This window comes from Actinomycetota bacterium (assembly GCA_035697485.1).
Taxonomy (GTDB): domain Bacteria; phylum Actinomycetota; class UBA4738; order UBA4738; family HRBIN12; genus JAOUEA01.
Map to the genome: position 1 here is coordinate 1 of DASSCU010000023.1, position 20,039 is coordinate 20,039.

At 69.6% G+C, this 20,039-nt stretch carries 21 protein-coding genes; 10 read left to right on the forward strand and 11 right to left on the reverse strand.

Going from position 1 to position 20,039, the window contains the following annotated elements; translation table 11 throughout:
- From VFI59_06455 to VFI59_06470, 4 genes are all read right to left on the reverse strand, one after another.
- Positions 1-158: transcriptional regulator (locus VFI59_06455; GenBank protein HET6713331.1), on the reverse strand; the 158-nt coding region annotated here is incomplete at its 3' end.
- A 73-nt stretch (positions 159-231) separates the two neighbouring features.
- Positions 232-2,163 (reverse strand): alpha/beta fold hydrolase, encoded by a 1,932-nt coding sequence (locus VFI59_06460; GenBank protein HET6713332.1) that lies wholly within the window; start codon positions 2,161-2,163, stop codon positions 232-234.
- 36 nt (positions 2,164-2,199) lie between these two features.
- Positions 2,200-3,216, reverse strand: coding sequence for a crosslink repair DNA glycosylase YcaQ family protein (locus VFI59_06465; protein HET6713333.1), 1,017 nt, complete (start codon positions 3,214-3,216; stop codon positions 2,200-2,202).
- Positions 3,217-3,231: 15 nt separating this feature from the next.
- On the reverse strand, positions 3,232-4,035 hold the full coding sequence (locus VFI59_06470; GenBank protein ID HET6713334.1) for a hypothetical protein: 804 nt from the start codon (positions 4,033-4,035) through the stop codon (positions 3,232-3,234).
- A 476-nt stretch (positions 4,036-4,511) separates the two neighbouring features.
- Between VFI59_06470 and VFI59_06475 the strand changes: the two genes are divergently transcribed.
- The 4 genes from VFI59_06475 to VFI59_06490 all read left to right on the forward strand — a co-directional run bounded on the left by VFI59_06475 (position 4,512) and on the right by VFI59_06490 (position 8,240).
- Positions 4,512-5,150: a VOC family protein gene (locus VFI59_06475; GenBank protein ID HET6713335.1), complete on the forward strand. Its 639-nt coding sequence runs from the start codon at positions 4,512-4,514 to the stop codon at positions 5,148-5,150.
- Positions 5,151-5,222: 72 nt separating this feature from the next.
- Entirely contained in the window at positions 5,223-6,377 is a 1,155-nt protein-coding gene (locus tag VFI59_06480) for a crosslink repair DNA glycosylase YcaQ family protein (GenBank protein ID HET6713336.1), read from the forward strand.
- 21 nt (positions 6,378-6,398) lie between these two features.
- Positions 6,399-7,595: an adenylate/guanylate cyclase domain-containing protein gene (locus VFI59_06485; GenBank protein HET6713337.1), complete on the forward strand. Its 1,197-nt coding sequence runs from the start codon at positions 6,399-6,401 to the stop codon at positions 7,593-7,595.
- A 120-nt stretch (positions 7,596-7,715) separates the two neighbouring features.
- The gene (locus VFI59_06490; GenBank protein ID HET6713338.1) at positions 7,716-8,240 is read left to right on the forward strand and encodes a hypothetical protein; all 525 of its coding nucleotides are present in this window, start codon (positions 7,716-7,718) and stop codon (positions 8,238-8,240) included.
- Positions 8,241-8,303: 63 nt separating this feature from the next.
- Here the strand turns inward: VFI59_06490 and VFI59_06495 are convergent, their stop codons facing one another.
- On the reverse strand, positions 8,304-8,795 hold the full coding sequence (locus tag VFI59_06495) for a nitroreductase/quinone reductase family protein (protein ID HET6713339.1): 492 nt from the start codon (positions 8,793-8,795) through the stop codon (positions 8,304-8,306).
- A 164-nt stretch (positions 8,796-8,959) separates the two neighbouring features.
- On the opposite strand from VFI59_06495, the gene VFI59_06500 reads away from it, so the two are divergent.
- The 3 genes from VFI59_06500 to VFI59_06510 all read left to right on the forward strand — a co-directional run bounded on the left by VFI59_06500 (position 8,960) and on the right by VFI59_06510 (position 11,128).
- A complete protein-coding gene (locus VFI59_06500; protein ID HET6713340.1) occupies positions 8,960-9,721 on the forward strand; it encodes a BTAD domain-containing putative transcriptional regulator in 762 nt (253 codons plus the stop codon).
- A 136-nt stretch (positions 9,722-9,857) separates the two neighbouring features.
- Positions 9,858-10,445 carry a hypothetical protein gene (locus VFI59_06505; protein ID HET6713341.1) on the forward strand — a complete coding sequence of 196 codons (588 nt, stop codon included), beginning with the start codon at positions 9,858-9,860 and terminating at the stop codon, positions 10,443-10,445.
- Positions 10,442-11,128 carry a DUF4386 domain-containing protein gene (locus VFI59_06510; GenBank protein HET6713342.1) on the forward strand — a complete coding sequence of 229 codons (687 nt, stop codon included), beginning with the start codon at positions 10,442-10,444 and terminating at the stop codon, positions 11,126-11,128. Before VFI59_06505 ends, VFI59_06510 begins: the two co-directional genes overlap by 4 nt.
- A 107-nt stretch (positions 11,129-11,235) precedes the next feature.
- Here VFI59_06510 and VFI59_06515 read toward each other — a convergent pair whose 3' ends face one another.
- Positions 11,236-11,883, reverse strand: coding sequence for a response regulator transcription factor (locus VFI59_06515; protein ID HET6713343.1), 648 nt, complete (start codon positions 11,881-11,883; stop codon positions 11,236-11,238).
- Positions 11,874-13,628, reverse strand: a complete 1,755-nt coding sequence (locus tag VFI59_06520) for a histidine kinase (protein ID HET6713344.1) — start codon at positions 13,626-13,628, stop codon at positions 11,874-11,876. The genes VFI59_06515 and VFI59_06520 overlap by 10 nt, the downstream gene beginning before the upstream one ends.
- A gap of 133 nt (positions 13,629-13,761) precedes the next feature.
- Between VFI59_06520 and dctP the strand changes: the two genes are divergently transcribed.
- Positions 13,762-15,243, forward strand: a complete 1,482-nt coding sequence (gene dctP, locus VFI59_06525) for a TRAP transporter substrate-binding protein DctP (protein HET6713345.1) — start codon at positions 13,762-13,764, stop codon at positions 15,241-15,243.
- Here dctP and VFI59_06530 read toward each other — a convergent pair.
- Together VFI59_06530 and VFI59_06535 are read right to left on the reverse strand one after the other, a co-directional pair.
- Positions 15,209-16,879, reverse strand: a complete 1,671-nt coding sequence (locus VFI59_06530) for an ATP-binding protein (GenBank protein HET6713346.1) — start codon at positions 16,877-16,879, stop codon at positions 15,209-15,211. The genes dctP and VFI59_06530 overlap by 35 nt on opposite strands.
- A gap of 8 nt (positions 16,880-16,887) precedes the next feature.
- On the reverse strand, positions 16,888-17,241 hold the full coding sequence (locus VFI59_06535; GenBank protein ID HET6713347.1) for a response regulator transcription factor: 354 nt from the start codon (positions 17,239-17,241) through the stop codon (positions 16,888-16,890).
- A 154-nt stretch (positions 17,242-17,395) separates the two neighbouring features.
- Between VFI59_06535 and VFI59_06540 the strand changes: the two genes are divergently transcribed.
- A complete protein-coding gene (locus tag VFI59_06540; GenBank protein HET6713348.1) occupies positions 17,396-18,049 on the forward strand; it encodes a dihydrofolate reductase family protein in 654 nt (217 codons plus the stop codon).
- 37 nt (positions 18,050-18,086) lie between these two features.
- Here the strand turns inward: VFI59_06540 and VFI59_06545 are convergent, their stop codons facing one another.
- Positions 18,087-18,614, reverse strand: a complete 528-nt coding sequence (locus VFI59_06545) for a histidine phosphatase family protein (GenBank protein HET6713349.1) — start codon at positions 18,612-18,614, stop codon at positions 18,087-18,089.
- A 113-nt stretch (positions 18,615-18,727) separates the two neighbouring features.
- A complete protein-coding gene (locus VFI59_06550; protein ID HET6713350.1) occupies positions 18,728-19,099 on the reverse strand; it encodes a DUF2255 family protein in 372 nt (123 codons plus the stop codon).
- A 236-nt stretch (positions 19,100-19,335) separates the two neighbouring features.
- On the opposite strand from VFI59_06550, the gene VFI59_06555 reads away from it, so the two are divergent.
- On the forward strand, positions 19,336-19,824 hold the full coding sequence (locus tag VFI59_06555) for a hypothetical protein (GenBank protein ID HET6713351.1): 489 nt from the start codon (positions 19,336-19,338) through the stop codon (positions 19,822-19,824).
- The last annotated feature ends 215 nt before the right edge of the window (positions 19,825-20,039 follow it).

Sequence of the window (20,039 nt, forward strand, 5' to 3'; positions counted from 1 at the left end):
TTCTGAACCGCGGCGAAGCTCATCGGGTAGGCCTCGGCCAGCCGCGACACCGAGGGCTCGCCCCCGACGGAGCGGCGAAGGATGTCGCGGCGGGTCGCGTCGGCCAGTGCGTGGAACAGGTCGTCCACCGCCTCGTCGGTCAGCTCATCTACAACCATCTGGTTGTACGTTACCAGCCTCGCTGACGACCGTCCAGCGGGGGGGTTCCAGCCTCGCGATGGACGGCGGCCGTTACAACTCGCGGCGGAACAAGCCTACGATCCGCTCGAGTCGATCGCGGCGGCGATCCGGACGGCCGACCCCCGCCATCCAGTGGCTCTCCTCGGGGTAGCGGACCATGCGCACGGGCAGACCCCTCGCCCTGCGGAGCGCGAACACCAACTCGCTGTTCACGGGGGGACAGCGGTGGTCCTGTTCGGCCTGGAGCAGCAGGAGCGAACCCCGGAAGCGTGTGATCCGCGCGGAGGGCGAGGCGGCGAGGTAGTCGGCAGCGGCCTCGGGCAGCGGTCCCAAGCCCGTCAGGCCATCGGAGATCGCGGACCCGTAGTCGCCGGCACCGTACTCGGCGATCAGGTCGGCGACGGGGTTCTCCGCGACCACGGCGCGGACGCGACCCGGGTGGTGACCCGCCATCCAGAGCGCCTCGAAACCGCCGTAGGACAAGCCGAGCACCCCGATCCGATCGCGATCCACGACGCCCTGCTTCGCCAGATCGTCGACCAGACGCAACCATTGACGCGAGTCGGGCACTCCCCAGCGACCGTCCAGGTCCTTCGTGAACGCCTGCCCGTACGAGGTGGATCCCGACGGGTTCGCCCATACCACGTGCAACCCGGCGCTCGCCAGCGCCATCATCTCCAGCCACGGCACGGGTGCATGCGAGGCGTAGGGACCACCGTGGATCTGCAGCACGGTCGGTCGGCGGCCTCGGCCACCGCGCACCATCCAGGCTTCGATGCGACCCGTGCGCCGGTCGAACCGGCTCACGGTTTCGACCTGCCTGCGGAAGGGACCGAACCAACGAGCCCCCTCGCGGGTCAGTCGCCGTGGCTCGCTCCCGGGACGGAGCTCGTAGAGATCGGCGGGCTCGGGACCGATGTTCGCGAGCGCGACGACGCGGTCGCCGCCCGACTGGACATCGACGGCCACGACGTCGCCGTCGACCAGCCGCTCGGTGGTGCCGTCGAGCCCGAACCGGGTCGGATGGGCGCGTCCGTGGTCGGCGACGGATGCCAACAGGTGGCTGTCGTCGGACCAGCGCAGCAACGGCTGCACGTCGGGGATCAGATCGCCGTAACTCGTCGGCAACACCGGGCGGTCGAGGTCGGCGGCGAGGCGGTCGGGAGCCTTCCGGCGCGGGCGCTGCACGTACAGGTGCGGCTCCCGCCAGAAGGCGTTGTCGGGCTCCACGCCGATCATGGCCAGCGCACCACGGGGGGACCATGCGGCCGCCCAGACGCTGCCGCCCAATGCTCCCGCCTCGCGTGGCCGCCCGCCCACGGTCCTGATCGTGTACGCGCGGTAGGCCTCCTCGGAGAAATCCGGACGAAGGTCTGCCAGGAACCCGATCCGGTCGTCGCGCAGCCAGCGGGGCTGGGTGACGTCGACGTCGACGGGCGTCACGCGACCGGGCTTCCCGCGGCCGCTCGCGTTGACCACCCATACGGCGTTGCGCTGGTCGCGGATCCCCACGCCGTCGACCCGCCACACGAGCGAGTCGATCGCGAGCGCGGTCGGGTCGTCGGGTTTCCCGACGGAGAACCGCCGCTCACCGGAGGGTCCGAGCAGCAGCACCCTGCGGCCGTCGGGCGACCACTCGGCAGCACCAACCCCGCCCGCGATCACCGGCAGCATGCGCGCCTCGCCGCCGGACAGGCGCATCACGAACGCCTGCGCCTCCTTCTCATGACGATCGGAGATGAAGAGCACGCTCTCCCCGTCGGGCGAGATCCGTGGCGAGCCGTCCGCCGCCGTACCCATCGTCAAGCGCTCCGCGCGTCCACCGGCCGCGGGAAGACGCCAGAGGGTCGAGCGATAGGCGTTGCCCACGATCGACTGCACGGCGAACACCACCGTCTCGCCGTCGGGGGACAGGGAGAAGCCGGTGACCTTCCGCTCGTGCCGAAGGTCGCCGGGCGTGAACGGTCGCGGCGAGGTCGCCATCCGGACAGTGGACCACGGCGACGGAGACGGCGCGACCTACTCGTCCCAGGTGACCACGATCGGCTCGAGCCCGGGCAGAGGCAGGGACACCGCTTCCGCCTCGACCGCAGCCCTCGCAGAGCGAGACAGACGACGCCAGGTCTGGATCGTCACCCGCTCGTGGGCACGCCGCCATGCCCCGACGACCTCGCCCTCGACGAGGAGGGCGCCGGGCCACACGCGCGGGGTCCAGAGCTCACGGCGTCGATCGGGGTTCGGGACCAGGAGTTCGCGCTCGGCTCCCTGCAGGAGGAAGTAGGCGTCCCCACTCGGCAGGAGTCGTGCGGGCGCCGCGGGATTCGGAGCGTCGCGGAACATCGGCTCGTCGCGGGTGAGGATCCAGGCGTCGCCGATCGATGTTCGCACGGGGGTCAGCGACCGGCGCAGCGCGTCGAACGCCGCGACGCCTTCCCTCGCGGCGATCCCCGCCCACTCGGCGAACGCGGCCGGCGTCGTGGGACCGAAGACGTGCAGGTGCCGGCGCGCGAGCTCGAGGCGCGCGTTGCGAGGATCGACCTCGGGCGCCGGCACGGTCCGGACGATCGGCTGTCGCGCGCCGTCCCACCGGATCACGACCGTGCCGGTCGGGGCGGCGTACCTCAGCGCGTTCGGCTGGACGCCGAGCGCCCGCCCGGCCTCGCCGTACGTCATGCTCGACCCGTCGAGGAGGGCGTGTAGGCGGGCGGCCAGGTCCTCCGCCCTCCGCCGGGGGCCGGCGCCGTCCGGCAGCCTGCCGAGCGAGAAGATCGCGAGGTCGCGCGCGGCCACCACGTAGGCGCTGTACCGGGGCCCCCAGAGCTGGACGAGCGTCGGATCTTCCCACGTGGTCGAGCGAGTCCCGGCGACGCGGGCGTGGATCGAGAGGAGCGCAGCTCGGGGCATGCTGTCCTGAAGGCCCGCCCACGCCGCGCGCCGGAGCGAACGCCCTCCGCGTGGGAGCCGCTCGTCGAGCGCGCCGACGCCCCGCCGGAACGCGAGGATCTGCCTCCGCGTCAGGGAGAGCGGCGATCTCATCGCGCACATCATGGGTCACCCGGGGACCGTTCCCTCGTGTTCTCCGCTGCCGTGCCAGAGCTCGACGTGGTTCGCGTGCGCCGGCAGGTACGCCCCCTCGCTGTCATGCGCGTCATAGAAGTCGGTGTCGATGTGGTGCGCCTGCACGGCTCCGGGCAGCATGATGGTGCTCCGGACGCCGGGGAACTTCCCGAACTTCTCGTACATGTACCGGGCCACCTCGGCCATGCAGTCCACGAACTCCTCGCTGTAGGGAGTGACGGTCCCTTTCACACGACGGCTCTCTCGCCATGGGCCCGGGCCATCGGGATCGTAGGCACCGTTCGGGCCGAACTTCCGCTCGACGAACGCCTCCACGGCGGCGCGCATGTCGGGGAAGTAGGGCGGACAGAGGGCTTCGTCGACGCCGTCCAGCCCGACCGGGTTGGGGGTGAGCCAACGTTCGTCTTCGACGGAGCGGAACCCCAATCCATCGACCCCGTCGCCCGCGTCGGCACCCAGCACGCTCAGACCGTCCACGCCGTTGAAGTAGAGCCCACCGAGACCGAGTGCTTGCAGGACGAGGACGATGTTGTGACCCATGAACGCGAGCTCCAGACACACGCTCTCGTTGATGTCGGCCAAGAGCTCTGCGAGCGGGAGCTGCTTCTCCCTGTCGAGCAGACCGGACCGGATGAAGGGCTCGAGGTCGCCCGCCGGCCGACCGGTTTCGTGATCCACGACCACCACGCCATGCCGGATCATGAGGGCGAGGAACCCGAGGCATTCCTCGCTGGCATCGCCCACGGGCATGAAGAGGGTCGAGCCCGGTCTGTTCACCCACCAAAGGTTCGGTGGGAGGACGTGGGGCGCAGCGGACGGCAGGTCGAGGCGCCCATCCCGGATGCGAGTCGTGTGATCACGGCACACCGCCAGGACCTGCTCCAGGCCGTCGGCTTCCCGGTTCAGCAGGCGTCCGCGGGCCGAAGGGAACGCCGAAGCTCCACCCGGAAACACCGGTGGCCGCTGCGACGAGGATCGACCGTTCGAGCTCGGAGAGCGGCTTCGCCTCTCGATCGGAGCGGAATGCCAAGGGCCCCGAGGGGATCTCCATCCCCATCCCGAAACGCCTCGCGCGGCGCCCGAACACGGCGCTCATCAGTGGGAACTCGAGGAGCGCCTCGAGTCGACCCTGCCGATCCGTCACCTCATCACCTCCGTCCGGGAACACCACGAAGCCGCGTCGAGACATGGGAGAGTGCAGGTTCGAACCTGAAGACGGCCCCGTCAAGCGGGGTCATCCGCGAGGAGGGCGCGTGGGCGAGACGGTGACACCGCGGCGGTTCCACGAGATCGGCTGGAGGGTCGTGAGGGACGACGCGTGCGCGCACTTCCGCACCGGGTCGTTCGCGGCGGGCGTGGCGCTCGTGGACGCGATCGGCGAGCTGGCCGACACCGCGAACCATCACCCCGACGTCGACCTGCGGCCGGACGGTGTGACGGTGCGTCTGAGGACGCACAGCACCGGTGGGCTGAGCGAGCGCGACGTCGAACTCGCCCGCCAGATCTCAGGGGTGGCGCGAGAGCAGGGCGCCCCCGTCGATCTGACCGAACTGCAGATCGTCCAGGTCGCGATCGACGCGCTCGTCATCCCCGACGTGTTGCCGTTCTGGCGCGCCGTGCTCGGCTACCGGCAGGTGGGCGACGCGGGCCTGATCGACCCTCACTTCCAGGGTCCGCCGTTCTGGTTCCAGCAGATGGACGCGCCGCGCCCACAGCGCAACCGGATCCACATCGACGTCTATGTGCCGCACGACCAGGCGGAGGCGCGCGTCGAAGCGGCGATCGCCGCCGGTGGCCACCTGGTCAGCGACGAGAACGCGCCGGAGTGGTGGACCCTGGCCGACCCCGAGGGCAACGAGGTCGACGTCGCCCCGTGGCCCGACCGCGACTGATCGCGAGCCGGGAACTCCGGTGTGGTGGTCGAGCCCCATGACGCCGTCGAAGTCAACGCATAGTCTCGCGTCGTGACCACCGTCCACCGGCTCTCCCGGGCCGACGCGCGCCGGATCGCCGTGCGCGCCCAGCTGCTCGACGCCGAGCGACCGACCGGGCTGCTCGAGCTGGTGCGCCACCTGAGCATGCTCCAGCTCGATCCGATCGCAGCGGTCGCCCCGAGCGCCGACCTCGTCGCGTGGAGCCGCCTGGGGTCGGCGTACTTCCCTTCGGAGCTGCGCGGGCGCCTCGAGGACCGATCGCTCCTCGAGCTGAATGCGATCGTCCGGCCAGCGGAGGACCTCGCGCTCTACCGTGCCGACATGGCGGACTGGCCCGGGCGTGGCGAGCTCCGCGACTGGCAGGCGGGTCGACGGGACTGGGTCGAGGCCAACGACGCCTGCCGGCGGGACATCCTTGCGACGCTGGGGCGTTCGGGCCCGCTGACGATGCGTGAGCTGCCCGACACCATCGCGAAGCCCTGGGCGTCGACCGGGTGGACCAACGACCGCAACGTCGAGAGACTGCTCGACTTCCTGGTGCAGCGCGGTGAGGTCGCGGTCGCCGGCCGCGAGGGACGGGAACGGCTGTGGGATCTGGCGTCGCGGGTCTACCCCGACGACCCCGTCGTCCCCGCAGAAGTAGCGCAGGGCATCCGTGACGAGCGGCGGCTTCGCGCCCTCGGCATCGCCCGGGCTCGCGCGCCGAAAAGCCCGGTGGAGCCGTACGACGTGGGTGAGGCGGGTGAGCCCGCCGTCGTCGAAGGAGTCAAGGGAGAGTGGCGCGTCGACCCCTCGCTGCTGGGTCGTCGGTTCTCCGGGCGCACCGCGCTGCTGTCGCCGTTCGACCGGCTGGTGCACGACCGCAAGCGCTTAGCCGAGCTGTTCGACTTCGACTTCCAGCTCGAGATGTACAAGCCGGCGCCGAAGCGCCGGTGGGGGTACTACGCGCTGCCTGTGCTGCACCGAGATCGACTGATCGGGAAGGTCGACGCCACCGCGGACCGCAAAGTGGGGGTGCTCAGGGTCGATGCGATCCACGAGGACGAGCCGTTCAGCAAGGCCGCGGCGGCGGCGGTGCGCCGCGAGGTGAACGACCTCGCCCGCTGGCTCGAGATCGACCTGGTGCTGCCGGGCTCACGCTCGATCGAGCCCGCGGAAAGCCTTGTTTCGACCCTCCGAGCGTGAAGCAGCAGTAGGCTCCTTCGGGTGACCTGGTATCGGCGCGACGACGCCGCCGAGCGAGCGGGGGTCGACGCCGACTACGTCGATCGCCTGGTCGAACTCGGCATCCTCGCCCCCGCGGAGCCGGATCGCTTCTCGCCCGGCGACGTGCGCCGCGTGCTGATGGCTCGGTCCCTCGAGGACGCCGGGATCCCGCTCGAGGGCGTGGCCGCCGCGATCGAGCAAGGCGCCCTGACGCTCGACTTCATGGACGCGACCGCGTACGAGCGGTTCGCGACCCTCTCCGGGGAGTCGTTCCGACAGGTCAGCGACCGAACCGGGATCCCGCTCGAGCTGCTCATGTGCATCCGAGAGGCGATGGGCATGGAGCAGCCGTCGCCCGACGATCGTCTCCGCGAGGACGAGATGGCGATCGTGCCGTTCATCGAGCTCCAGGTGTCCGAAGGGTTCCGACATTCAGCGATCGAGCGACTGCTCCGGGTCGACGGCGACAGCACCCGCCGGATCGCCGAGCAGGAGGCGGCGTGGTGGAACGCCGAGGTGATTGCGCCGGCTATCGCCGCGGGAAAGGGCCCGGACGAGATCGCCAACGCCGAGTTCGCCGACCGCAGCGCGCCGCTCGCGGAGAAGGCCGTCGTCGCCATGTATCGCATGCACCAGGCGCGCGCCTGGACGGCCAACATCATCGAGGGCTTCGAGGCGATGATGGAGGCGGCGGGCATCCACAGCCGCCTCGAGCGCTTGCCGGCGATCTGTTTCCTCGACATCACGGGGTACACGAGACTGACGCAGGAACACGGCGACGATGCGGCCGCGGACCTGGCCTCGACCGTCGCCCGACTGGTGCAGCGCAGCTCCGTGCAGCACCGCGGCAAGCCGATCAAGTGGCTCGGCGACGGGGTGATGTTCTACTTCGGCGAGCCCCGCTTGGGCGTCCGCAGTGCACTCGAGATGGTCGACGAGTTGGCTGCGGCCGGGCTTCCGCCCGCGCACGTCGGTCTGCACGCGGGTCCGGTCCTCTTCCAAGAGGGCGACTACTTCGGCCAGACCGTCAATCTCTCCGCGCGCATCGCCGACTACGCGCGACCCGGCGAGGTATTGATCAGCAAGGCGGTCGCCGACGCCTCACAGGACGAAGGCCTCGCGTTCGGCGACATCGGCTCGGTTGAGCTCAAGGGTGTCGCTGGACCGGTGCACCTGCTCCGTGCACTCCTCGCCTGACCCGGTACGCCTCCCAATAGCCGCGGCCCGGCCAGCCCTGTCGGTCCGGGACGTCCTCCTCTGGTCGGGGGGTGCGTTCCTTGGCTTGATGGCGGAGGAAGGACCCCGAGGGAGGTGCACATGCAGAACAACATCTTCTTCGTGAGCGTGTGGGTGGTGTGCGGGATCGCGACGATCGTCGCGGGCCTGCTGGCGACCCGGAGCAGGCGATGGATGTACGTCGGACGGGGCGCAGTGGGCGTGCTCTTCCTGATCGGCGGCGCGCTCCTCCATGCGATCAACATCGCGACCGACGGCGACTACGCGAACTTCGCGGACCCCGCGCACTTCGGCTCGGTGACCGACGCATGGCGTGCCTTCGTTCCCCCGAACCAGGATCTGCTCATCGGCCTGCTGGCCGTGTTCGAGGCGACCGTCGGCGTGTTGATCCTGAGCGGCGGACGCAGAACGCAGCTCGGCTACGCGGGCGTGATCGCCTTCTACGTCGCGCTGTGGATGTTCGGCTGGTTCGAGACCGTCTGGGTGATCCTGATGCTTCCACCGATGGTGTTGCTGCTCCGAGCGGAGCGCCGCGCCGCAGCGCCGCCCGCGTCGGAACCGCCCGCCGGCGTCGACGAGAAGCCGCTGGCGAACGTCGGCTCCTAGCCACCGCCGGGATGCCCCCCCGAACGGCTCAAGAGCCCAAGATCGGCGTCGTGTCGCCCCGAATCACGTCGCAGCGTTGGGGGCTGCGTGTTCGGCCGCCGCGCGCGGCTCCAGGACGACGACCGCCGTCTCTCGCGGGCGGCGCGCAGCGTAGCCCTCGAGGTTCCGGTCGATCTCTGCCCAGCGCTGCCACAGCCGTTCACGCTCCTCGCCCACCGCGGCCCTGCCGAGCACCTCGTGCCGGATCCCACCGGCCAGCTCGACGACCGCCTCCGGATGGGCCTGCAGGTTCAGCCACCAGGCCGGCTCGGGCGCACCCCAGCCGTTCATGGCCATCGAGACCAGGTTGGACCCGTCCTCGTAATAGCCGACGATCACGCTCCGCGGCTCGCCGCTGCGTCGGCCCGTGGTGGTGAGCCGCAAGGCGCCCCACTTGCCCGGGCGCGGGGGCCACAGCCCCTTGCGCCCCTTGCTGACCCGGAGGATCAGCCGGTGCACGTGCCAGGCGGTCACGACGAACCACCGCGGCGGAAGACGTGCCTTGCCACCCGCCATGTGCACTCCCTCTGTCGCAGACGGCCTCACCATAGCTCTCGTCGATCGGTGGGGACCCAGGATCGGTGAAGTACCCACAGGCTCGCGAGGGTGGACAGGGTCGGAGGCCGTTCCGAGACTCGAAGCGGTACGGTCGTCCAGGAGGTTGGGCTGAAGGATCCCCCATGAGCGAACGAGAAGAAGGTATGCGCGGCAGGCGTATCAGGCCTGGGGCGCTACGGATGTCCCTTCTCGGCGGCTTCCAGCTCGAGGATGTAGACGCCAAGCTGATCCTGCCGGAGGGATCACAGCGCCTCCTCGCGTTCCTCGCGTTGAAGGGTCGGTCGGTCCGGCGCCGAACCGTCGCGGGAACCCTCTGGCCGATCGCCTCTGAGGACCGCGCGAACTCGAGCCTTCGATCCGCATTGGCTCGTCTCGACGCCGGGGCCCGGGCGGCGGTCGAAGCCACCGCCAAGGACCTGCGGCTGGCTGACGATGTCACCGTCGACCTCTGGGACACACGGTCGATCGCCCACCATCTGCTCGAGCAGACTCAGGGATCCGGCACGGACAACCTCGGTTCTGGGGCCATCTCGGCGCTCTCGAATGAACTCCTCCCTGACTGGTACGACGAGTGGGTGCTGGTCGAATCCGAGGACTGGCGACAGCTTCGCCTCCACGCGCTGGAAGCGCTCGCCGAGTCCCTGACGAAGATCGAGGAGTTCGCCGGTGCAGCCGAAGCCGCCCTCGCAGCGGTGAGGGCCGAACCGCTGAGGGAAAGCCCCCGGGCCGCCATGATCCGGGTGCACATCGCAGAGGGAAATCCGACCGAGGCGCTTCGGGAATTCGACCGATACGGGGAGTTGCTGATGCTCGAGCTGGGAGTCGAACCGACCGAACGCCTCCGGGCGCTCGTCACCGACCTTTGGACCGTCGCGCGACCGTGACGGACGGCCCTCCAGGATGTGGGCACATCTGTCACACCGGCGTCACGGGGCGGTGACGCTTGATCGCGAAGATGGCTTGAACGCCGGAAAGGGGTCACACCCCAGGGAGATCGGCGTCACCAGTAGGAGGCACAGCATGGACATGCCGAGCGACTCGACGAGTCCCCCGCGTCGGATGTGGCTCTGGGCAGTGGCGATCCTCGTCAGCCTCCCGATCGGGGGGTACATCGCAGACCTGGTCGTCGACGGCGTCGACTCCGTCGGAGCGGCGCTCGCCGGGGGCATCATCGTGGGCGCGGTCATCGGAGCGGCAGAGTGGTTCGCCCTGCGGAAGCGGGTCTCGTGGCTCTGGATCCCGGCGACGATCGCAGGGATGGCCGTCGGCCTGGTCGCGGGAGCGGCCATCGTGGACTACGGGATCGGCCGAGGAGATCTCGTCCTCATGGGTGCCGTCAACGGTGCCGCGGTTGGCGCGATGCAGGCGCTGGTGCTCGCACGACATCGGATACCCGGCGCCGTGTGGTGGGCCGCAGCGAACCCGCCTGCCTGGGCGCTGGGGTGGTTCGTGAGCTCGTACGTGATCTCGAGGAACATCGGGGAGCGGTTCCCGATCTTCGGCGCGAGCGGGGCCCTCGTCTTCGGAGTGCTGACCTGGCTCCTCCTCGCAGGTCTGTTCCGTGCAGCTCCCAACGCTCGGGGAGCCGCTGCGAGAGCCGCTGCGTGAGCGTCGAGGTCGCCGCAGGTGTGGTGCTCGTCGTCGCGCCGCTCTGGTTCAACGCTACCTTCGCCCTGCTCGGCAAGCGCTTCGAGTACCCGGACATCCTGCGCCGACCTACGGCGGAGGTTCTCGAACGCTTCCGTGCCGGCGGTTCAAGCCTGATCCTCCTGTGGTGGACGTTCATGCTGTCGGGACTGCTGCTGATCGCCGGAGTCGTGCTGCTCGGCCAGGTCCTCGGCTTCGCGGGCATCGTCCCGGTCGCGGTGACGGTCGGGGTCCTTGCCGGTCTGGTCCAGATGCTGGGCCTCCTGCGGTGGGTGTACGCGGTCCCAGCGCTCGCCCGCGCCTATACGGACCCGACCCTCGTCCCCGAGCAGCGAGAGATCCATGCTGCGATCTTCCGCGTCATGCACCAGTACCTGGGGGTCGGTGTGGGCGAGCATCTCGGCTATCTCTTCACCGGCTTGTGGTCCGTATTGATCGGCATCGGTGTTCTCGAAGCAACTGCGCTGCCGACGTGGCTCGGCTGGCCGGGGATCGTCATCGGCGCCGGGCTGATGGTTGGCTCAGCGGAGTTCCTCGGACCGAACGAGGAGCGCGGGTGGGCGCTTGCGGGGACCGCCATCCCGATCCTCTACATCGCGTGGTCCCTCTGGCTCCTCGCCATGGGGATCGCCCTGATCGTGTGACCTATCGGATCCGCCGATACCTGCGTCTCGCCGAGATCCCGCACCCGAGGTGCGAGAACGAAGTCCCCGTGAAGCTCCGAGCGGCCGGGGCGAAGGCTGCCTGGCCCCTAGGGTGTGCGGAGGAACGCGAGCACCGCGAGAACGCGGCGATGCTGGTCGGCCGACCCGGAGAGCTCGAGCTTCTGGAAGATCTGGGTCACGTGCGCCTCGACGGTCCGTTCCGTCACGAAGAGCCGAGATGCGATGGCCTTGTTCGACATCCCTTCCGCGACCAGACCGAGGACCTCCCGCTCCCGCTCCGTCAGCCGTTCCAGGGGGTCCTCGCGGCGTCGGCGCCCGAGCAGACGAGAGACGATCGTGGGGTCGATCACCGTCTCGCCGTCCGTGATGCGGCGAAGCGCGTCGACCACGACGGCGATGTCCTGCACGCGGTCCTTGAGCAGGTACCCGACGCGTTCCGGCTGGTCCTGGATCAGCCGCATCGCATAGCTCGGCTCGACGTACTGTGACAGGAGGAGCGCGCCGACCTCCGGGTGGTCCGCTCGGATCGTCTGCACAGCGACCAGGCCCTCGTCCGTGTGGGTGGGTGGCATCCGGATGTCGACGATCGCGACATCGGGAAGAACGGACCGGACGTGGCGCAGCAGCGCATCGGCGTCCTCGGCCTCGGCCACGACATCGACGCCAGCGTCGCGGAGCAAGCGAACGATGCCCTCGCGTGTCAGCATCGTGTCGTCGGCCACCACTACCCGCACGGAACCTCCCCTCGGATGCGTCGTGGTTCCAGGACGAGCTCCCCACCCGCGGCGCCCAGCCGATCCTGGAGCCCCACCAGCCGTGACGTCCGCCCGGCACCATCGTCCTCCACCGTGATGACGAGCCTTCCCTCGGCGCGCGTCGCGGAGATCATCGCGTGCGTCGCGCCTCGTCCGGCCGCGTCGCTGATCCCTTCCTCGGCGACGAGGTACGCCGCGGCGTCCGCGGCAGCGGCGCATCCGTCCGTCACGGCGTCACGGATCTCCACGGGGATCGGGGCCGCATCGGCCAGGCTCTCGAGCGCTGGGCCGAGGCCGGCCTCGGCCAGGATCGCCGGGTAGATCCCGTGGGCGAGCTCGCGGAGCTCGTCGAGCGCCGGCTGCGACCTATCGAGGGCGTCCTGCAACAGGGTCGCGGTCGTCGCGTCTCCGTCGGCCTGCGCCGCCGTCAGCGCGAGCCGGATGTCGTAGGAAAGTGCGAGCAGCCGCTGCTGCGCGCCGTCGTGGAGGTCCCGCTCGAGCCGGCGCCGCGCGGCATCCCCGGTCTCGACGATCCTGGCACGCGAGGCTCGGAGCTCATGGAGCTGCGCGAGCACTTCGGCCTGGAGACGTTCGTTCTCGAGGCCGAGCCGGACGGCGGTCCCGAGCTCACGCTGAAGGTCCGGCAAGGTCGCGAGGTGGGAGACGACCGCGACACGACGGTCCTCGTGCAGGAGCGTCGTCACCGACCGCCCGGGCTCACCGGTCGGTTCGGGCACCCGCGCACCGGTCGCGTCGACGAAGCGAGCCGACGCCGGGAGCCAGTACGCGATCCGAAGCTCCGGGTCGCCGAGCGCCAGGCCGAGCGCCGTCTCGACGGAACCGGGGGCGGGCACCTCACGCAGGTTGGTGACGATCTGCGTGACGGCGCGGTGTTGGAGCCGTGAGCGCACGGCGGCCCACACGACGGCGAGGGCCAGCAGGACGACGCTCAGAGCCCCAACCACGAAGCTCATGAAGAACACGGGGTCGGCTGGGTTCTCGATCGGTGTCCCCAACAACGCGACGACTCGTCCCCAGATCGCGCCGGTAAGCATCACCGTGGGAGCGACGATCGGGATCGCTGCACGTCGTGCCGAAGCCGATCCGGTGGCGAGCCGCCAGGCGACCGACGCGATGAGCGCGGTCGCCGCCGCGACCGTGAACCACCGGTCCGCCAAGACGATCGCCCGCGCGAAGCCAGGAACGGAGCGGACGAGGAAGACGTTGTCGGTGCAGTTGATCCAGCAGTCCAGATCGAAGAACGGATCTCGGAACAGCGCCAGGCCGATCCCGACGAGGACGGCTTCGAGGTACACCGCACGCACGAGCCATCGATCGTTCCGCGACCTCACACCTCCGGTCGGGTACGCGAGGATGATGTGGGCCAGCAGCGCGAAGGTGAACCCGGACATCAGCATCCCGAGGCTCCGCACCACCGGCGGACCGAAGTACCACCCCTCCCAGATCGGCGCGAACCACGTGAACCCGGCGATGACCGCGAGCTCGCCGAGCTTCCGGATCGGCTCGACCGACGTCACGACCAGCCCGCCGACGAACAGGGACAAGCCGGCGACGACGACCAGGGCGGCGGTCGCTCCCGAGCGCCCCGCATAGCTCGTGGCTCCCGGCACCCGCGCGACGGCGAGGGCCGCCAGCGCGTAGGCCAGCCCGATCGCGCCCACCGCGAGCCGCTTCCGATTGGTCCATCGGATCGAGAGGGTCACCGCGGCGATTGTGACACCTCACCACCGAGCGGCGTCCGTGCTGGCCACAGTCCCGGTCTGGGGGGAGCCACGATGTTCCAGCCCGCTCCGCCGCCTACCGTCGCCATCGACCGTCGAGACAGGAGGTGGCAGGATGCAGCGGATGCGTGGAAGGGCGAGGTTCACGATCGTCGCCGTCGCCGTCGCCATGGTGGTCGGCGCCTGCACGAGCGAGGGCACGAGCGAGGGACGAACCGGCGACAAGGCCGGCGGCACCGGTGAGCCCGTGGTGCTGAAGATGGCCACCACGAACGGCGACTTGGACTTCACGCCGCAGATCAAGTACCTCGTGGAGCGGGTGGCGCAGCTCTCGGACGGGAACGTCCGGATCGACCCGGTGTACGAGGTCGGAGATTTCGCGCCCGACGCGGAGCAGCAGGTCGTGCGCGGGGTCGCCGCCGGGGAGTTTGACCTCGGCTACGTCGGCACGCAGGGCTTCGAGGCCCTCGGCGCGGAGAACTTCGTGGCGCTCACCGCGCCGATGCTCATCGACAGCTACGCGCTCGAGGACGCCGTGATCAAGAGCGGGGTCACCGATCAGATGTTGCAGGGACTCGAGGATGTCGGCGTGACCGGCCTCGGTGTCCTGGCCGGTGCCCTGCGCAAGCCGGTCACCGTGAAGCGCCCCGTCCTCGGTCCCTCCGACTGGCAGGGGATCACGTTCGGGACGTTCGACTCGGAGGGCCAGGCGGAGGCGATCCGAGCGCTCGACGCCACCCCGATGAAGGTCGTCGGGGATGAACGCGACCGGGCGCTCGAGGAAGGCTCGATCGACGGGTTTGAGTCCAGCCTCCTCTCCTACCGACTCAACGGGCAAGAGCGGTCGGCACCCTACGTGGCAGCCAACGTCAACCTGTGGCCGCTGACGCTCGCCGTCGTCGGTAACCCCGACGCGGTCACGGAACTCAGCGAGCAGCAGCGAGCGTGGCTCCACCAGGCGATGGACGACGCCGCCCAGCGCTCGACCACGCTCGTCGACACGGATGAGAGGAGCCTCGAGGAGTCCTGTGATCTTGGCGCTCGGTTCGCGCTGGCGTCCGACGCCGACCTCGCGGGGCTCCAGGAGGCCTTCGCTCCGGTGTACGCGTCGCTCCAGGAGGACCCAGCGACGCAGGGCTTCATCGAGCAGATCCAGCAGCTCAAGCTGTCGACGCCGTTCGAGCCAGCTCCGGCGTTCGGAGCGGAGTGCATGGGCGAGGCGCCGGGCCAGGCGGGCACGGCCGCCGGGAGTGCGGATGCGAAGGCGGCCAGCAGCCTCAACGGCGTGTACCGCTTCTCGATCAGCAAGGAAGAGGCGACCGCCGCCGGGGCGGGCGACGACCCCGACTACCCGACCACCCAAACCGTCTGGTTGGAGGACGGGGACTGGACGATGGAGGGGCCCGAGGGTAGCAACGGCGGCACCTACGTAGTGAACGGGGACGAGATCTCCTTCGAGACGCCTTCGTACGACGTCATCAACACCTTCACGTTCACCCGCGACGAGGAGGGCAACCTCACGCTGGAGGCCGTTGAGCCGATGGACCCCGGCGACCGGATCCTCATGACGACGAAGACCTGGACGAAGATCGACTGATCGTCGTCCCGGATGACGACGGCTCGCCGCCGAGGGGAACCTCGGCGGCGAGGCGCGTCCCGCTTCCGGGAGCGCTTTCAACTCGAAGTATCCCGCCGAGCGTCTCGATCCGGTCGGCGAGTCCGCGCAGGCCAGACCCCGCGGCCGGATCCGCGCCGCCCACACCGTCGTCCTCGACGACGACCATGATGGCCCGATCGCTCGTCGTCACGGACACGGCCGCGCGCGATGCCGATGCGTGCTTCGCGACGTTCGTGAGCGCCTCGGAGCAGACGAAATAGGCGACGAGCTCTGCGTGGCCACCGAGACGGCGGCTCGGAACCTGGACCTCGACCGGGATGGGGAACGATTCCAACAGCGCTGCGAGCGCTCCGTCCAGTCCGAGGTCGGACAGGATCCTCGGGTGGAGCCCACGAGCCAGGCGACGCAGATCCTCGAGCGTCTCATCGAGCTGGGCCTCCGCGGCGGCGATCCGTTCCTCGGTGGCCCCCCCGTCCGACGCTGCCCTGCTGCTGCGAAGAACATCGCCGATATCGCGGAGGCGACGCTCGGCGCCTTCTTGGAGCCGATGCTCCAATGCTCGACGCTGCTCATCGCCCGCATCGAGCAGCCGACGACGCGACGCCTCGAGCTGGGAGACTCGCGCCTGCACCTCGGCGCGGAGCCGGGCGTTCGAGACCGTCAGACGGGTGGCGGCGGTCACCGCCTCCAGCAGCGCCGGATCGCCGAGCACCGCAGGGTCGTGCACGAGGACGGCGACGGGCTCGTGCTCACCCTCGACGACCGTCGATGCGCGATCGGATCCGTGGGTCGGCAACGTCAGCGCCTCGCCCTCCGCATCGACGAAGACTCGCGAATCGGGTTGCCAGTAGCCCACCTCGAGTGACGGATCCCCGAGCGCCCGCGCCAGCTCCGCGCGCAGGTTCCCCGATCGGGCCTCGCCGAGCTCGACCACGAGATCGGTCACGGCGGCTCGCCCCCAGCGGGCCGATACGAGCCGCGCGGTGAGCCCCGCGGCGACCGCGACCACCATCGCCTCGTAGGCCAGCAAGACGACGGTCCCGACATCGGGGCCAGGCGCGACGAGACGAGCGACGGCGCCCGCCACGATCACCGCGCTCATGCCCACCGCGGCCTCGACCGCGATGAGCCGGGCACGTCGGTCGAGTCCGATCGAGCGAGCGTAGCCCGCCGCAGTCACGGCGACGAGCGCGGCCGCGAGGGCGATCGTCATCGGCTCGTTGTCCCAGACCGCGGGCAGGATCGCGACGGCGTAGGAGACTCCGATCGCTGCCTTGGCGAGCGCGGAAGGGGTCCGCCCTGTCGGGTAGCCGATGATCGAATGGAAGAGCGGACCTCGATGGAGGTAGATGCACTGGCCCCCGATCCATCCCGCGACCCCTCCGGCGCTCGCCCAATTGCCGAGGAACCACGTGAAGCCGGTCGCTGCCAGCAAGGCACCCGTGGGATTCCGCGGCTCGCGGATCCGGACGAACAGACCGCAGGCGATCAGACTCCACCCGGTCACGAGGTCGGGGATCCACCGGGCAGGATCGTTCAGATCGAACGCGGCGCTCTCCGCGAGGAGGCCGAGCACCACACCCGCGACCGCGAGCGGAGTGGTGGATCGACGCATCGCCCCGGTCAGTCGACCATCTCAGCGAGGGCCTTCCCCGAGAGCTCGCGCTTCGGGATGAACCCTCGCGACGGTGTGTCGCCGAGCCGCGAACCATAGGCGGCCGCCTCACGGCTCGAGATCAACACGACCGCGGGTGGGTCGGCCGTGCCGGCGAGTCGAGCGGCCACGTCGAACCCGTCGATGCCCGGCAGCTGGATGTCCAGGAGGACCACCTGCGGCCGGAGCATCGCGATGGCCTCGAGCGCGCCCTCACCGTCCTCGCTCTCCCCGACGACGTGGAAACCGTCAGCTTCGAGCATCGCTCGCGCCGACCTCCTGAACGCTTCGTGATCGTCGACGATGAACACGGTCGGGTGCACGCCTGCATCGTGGCATACGCGAGCAGAGCCGGACATCGTGGCTAGCAACACTCGTCGGCGGGCCCACCGCGGACCCACCCCCGTTGATCGTGAGGCGGCCCTACGCGCCGTACGCTGTCGTGACGTTCCCGTCGAGGCGAAAAGGGAGGAGAGGATGGCGACGCTCGTTGTCGGAACATTCCTGACGCTCGACGGAGTCATGCAGGGACCCGGGGGTCCTGATGAGGATCGCAGCGGAGGGTTCACTCACGGCGGCTGGTCCGTCGGCTACTGGGACGACGCCATGGGACAGATGATCACGCGGTGGACCGCGAAGGCCGATGCGCTTCTCCTCGGGCGGACGACCTACGAGATCTTCGCGGCGCACTGGCCGCACGTCCCCGACGACGACCCGGTCGGCGCGGTGTTGAATCGCGTCCCCAAGTACGTGGCCTCCACCACACTGGAGACGGTTGAGTGGAACGATTCGACCCTGCTCGAAGGCGACGTGCCGAGAGCCGTGGCCGGGCTCAAGGACGCGCGCATCGGCGAGATCCAGGTCCACGGCAGTTGCGGGCTCTTGCAGATCCTGATCGAGCACGACCTGATCGATGAGTATCGCCTGTGGACCTTCCCGGTCCTCCTCGGCAGCGGCAAGCGGCTCTTCGAGACGGGCACGGTCCCCGCCGGCGTCGAGCTCATCGACAGCACGACCTCCTCCACAGGCGTCGTCATCAGCCGGTATCGTCGCGCGGGCGACATCAGATACGGCTCGTTCGAGGTCGACGAGCGCGGAGGAGTCGAGTCGCTCTGGACGGGGTCGGATTAGCACACGAGGCGCCCCCAGCAGCCGGTGCGGCCGATCGCTACTCGACCCGATACTCCCACCCCTCCTGCCACTCGAACGACTCGACGAGCGGCTCCAAGGCGACGTCTTCGACCAGATGATCGAGACCCCAGCGTGTGGCCGTGTGTCCGACCACGAGGACGCGCGATCCGTCCCAGCGAACCTGAAGGTCGCGCAGGAACCAGCCGACCCGTTCAACGGCCTGTCGCCAGCTCTCGCCGGAGGGGTAGGGGACGTCGATGTGCTCGGCTCGTTCGAGCATGTCGGGGGCTACGCCCGCGAACTCACCGTAGTCGCACTCGCGGAGCCGCCAGTCCATGAAGATCGGCACCGTGGGGTCCGCGAACGCGACCCGTACCGTCTCGACTGCCCTGGCCAGGTCGGACGTGAAGATGGCCTCGATCCCGTCGTTCGCGCGCCTGCGGCCCATCTGCTGGGCTTGCTCGCGACCAGCGGCGGACAGCCGCCCAGGCCGCCACCCGGTGGCAACGCCCCTCTCGTTGTCCTCGGTGGTCGAGTGCGTTTCGAAGACGAGCTCGATCGGCATCGCACCCAACCCTACGGCCCGCACCGATAGGGCGAGAGCCGTCGTTCCGGAAGGTGAAGCGTCTCCGCTTGAAGTCCGGTCAGATCCTCATCGCCTGTAGGCCGAGCCGGTCCTCACGCGGGCGCGAGTCGGATCGTCGTAGCTCGTGCCTTCGGGCTCGTGATGTGGTCGACGGCCGCGGACGATCGGCCGTACTTGCGCCGGTACGCCTCATCGATCTCGTCGTCCAAGTCGTGATCCGCTTCCTCCAAGACGACATCTGCGTCGACTTCGCCGGCCGAGATGTGGCCCGCATGCCGCGTCTGCACGCCGCGGAACCACGCCCCGTCCGCACCGTTCACCGATCGGACGTACACGTCGTCGCCGTGGCGGACGACCCAGATGATCCGAGGGCGCTGAAGCGTGCCATCACGCCGCATCGGCGCGATCTCGAGCTCGTCAGCACCCCCCAACTCGGCCAGCTCTTCGTCCGTCCACCTGGTCATCGATCCTCCCTCCTTCCGATCCATGCTCCTCGTCGAACGAGACAGACGCGGGATCGATGCGGCTCACGATTGCTCCCGCACCTCGTGGGCGGGCACATCGGCCTCACGCACCGACGATACCCACTCGCGACGTGAGCACATGCCGCCGGCCCCCTACGACACTGCGATGAGGCCCCTGCGACATGGCTAAGGTGATCGTGCATCGGTCCATCGAACGGCACCGACGAAGCGACCCGATGGCAGACGAGACCAGAGACCCCCACGTCCTCGCGCCCGGACGGGCGCCCACGCCGTTCACCGCCGACGAGATCCGAGGTGGCTGTCCGGCCGGGCGGACCATCCGGCTCCGGGTCGACGTGGTCGGCGAGACTCCGTTCCTTCGGGTCAGCCGGTTCGTCGAGTGCGACGAAGCCGGCGCCACCATCGAGCGATCCCGGCTGTCGCTCGATGGCGCCCCACTCGCCGAGCCCGAGCTGGATCGGGTGACCTGGCGAGACCTGCAGGCCCACGCTTCGTTCCCTGCCGACGACACCATGATCGAGCCCGAGCGGATCGAGACCGCGATCGGCGCGCTGGCCTGCCTGCGCTATACGGTGCGCGACGGCGCGACCGACGAGGTCTTCTGGTTCGCCAAGGACCTGCCCGGCATGCCCATCCGGTCGCTGACCCGGACGGACGGCCAGGTCGTCGCGACCGCTTCAGTGGTGGACAACACGATCCCCTGATCAGCGGATCCAGCACCCCCGATGGGCGAATGGACACGGAGCCTCCCGCGTTCGAGTCGTTCTTCGAGGAAGAGAAGGAACGCCGCTCCGGACCCTGTCGGTCATCACCGGAGCAGGGCCGAGGCGGAGGACCTGGCCCAGGAGGCGTTCACCAAGGTGTTCGAGCGTTGGGAGACGGTGGCGGCGATGGAGGACCCAGCTGGGTTCTGCACCGG

Bases quoted from the DNA above. Each gene is read 5' to 3' on its own strand.
- VFI59_06465 (HET6713333.1), bottom strand. From the start codon at position 3,216: ATGAGATCGCCGCTCTCCCTGACGCGGAGGCAGATCCTCGCGTTCCGG.
- VFI59_06545 (HET6713349.1), bottom strand. From the start codon at position 18,614: ATGCCGATCGAGCTCGTCTTCGAAACGCACTCGACCACCGAGGACAAC.
- VFI59_06530 (HET6713346.1), bottom strand. From the start codon at position 16,879: ATGCGTCGATCCACCACTCCGCTCGCGGTCGCGGGTGTGGTGCTCGGC.
- VFI59_06500 (HET6713340.1), top strand. From the start codon at position 8,960: ATGAGCGAACGAGAAGAAGGTATGCGCGGCAGGCGTATCAGGCCTGGG.
- VFI59_06550 (HET6713350.1), bottom strand. From the start codon at position 19,099: ATGACCAGGTGGACGGACGAAGAGCTGGCCGAGTTGGGGGGTGCTGAC.
- VFI59_06555 (HET6713351.1), top strand. From the start codon at position 19,336: ATGGCAGACGAGACCAGAGACCCCCACGTCCTCGCGCCCGGACGGGCG.
- VFI59_06505 (HET6713341.1), top strand. From the start codon at position 9,858: ATGGACATGCCGAGCGACTCGACGAGTCCCCCGCGTCGGATGTGGCTC.
- VFI59_06540 (HET6713348.1), top strand. From the start codon at position 17,396: ATGGCGACGCTCGTTGTCGGAACATTCCTGACGCTCGACGGAGTCATG.
- VFI59_06495 (HET6713339.1), bottom strand. From the start codon at position 8,795: ATGGCGGGTGGCAAGGCACGTCTTCCGCCGCGGTGGTTCGTCGTGACC.
- VFI59_06490 (HET6713338.1), top strand. From the start codon at position 7,716: ATGCAGAACAACATCTTCTTCGTGAGCGTGTGGGTGGTGTGCGGGATC.
- dctP (HET6713345.1), top strand. From the start codon at position 13,762: ATGCAGCGGATGCGTGGAAGGGCGAGGTTCACGATCGTCGCCGTCGCC.
- VFI59_06460 (HET6713332.1), bottom strand. From the start codon at position 2,163: ATGGCGACCTCGCCGCGACCGTTCACGCCCGGCGACCTTCGGCACGAG.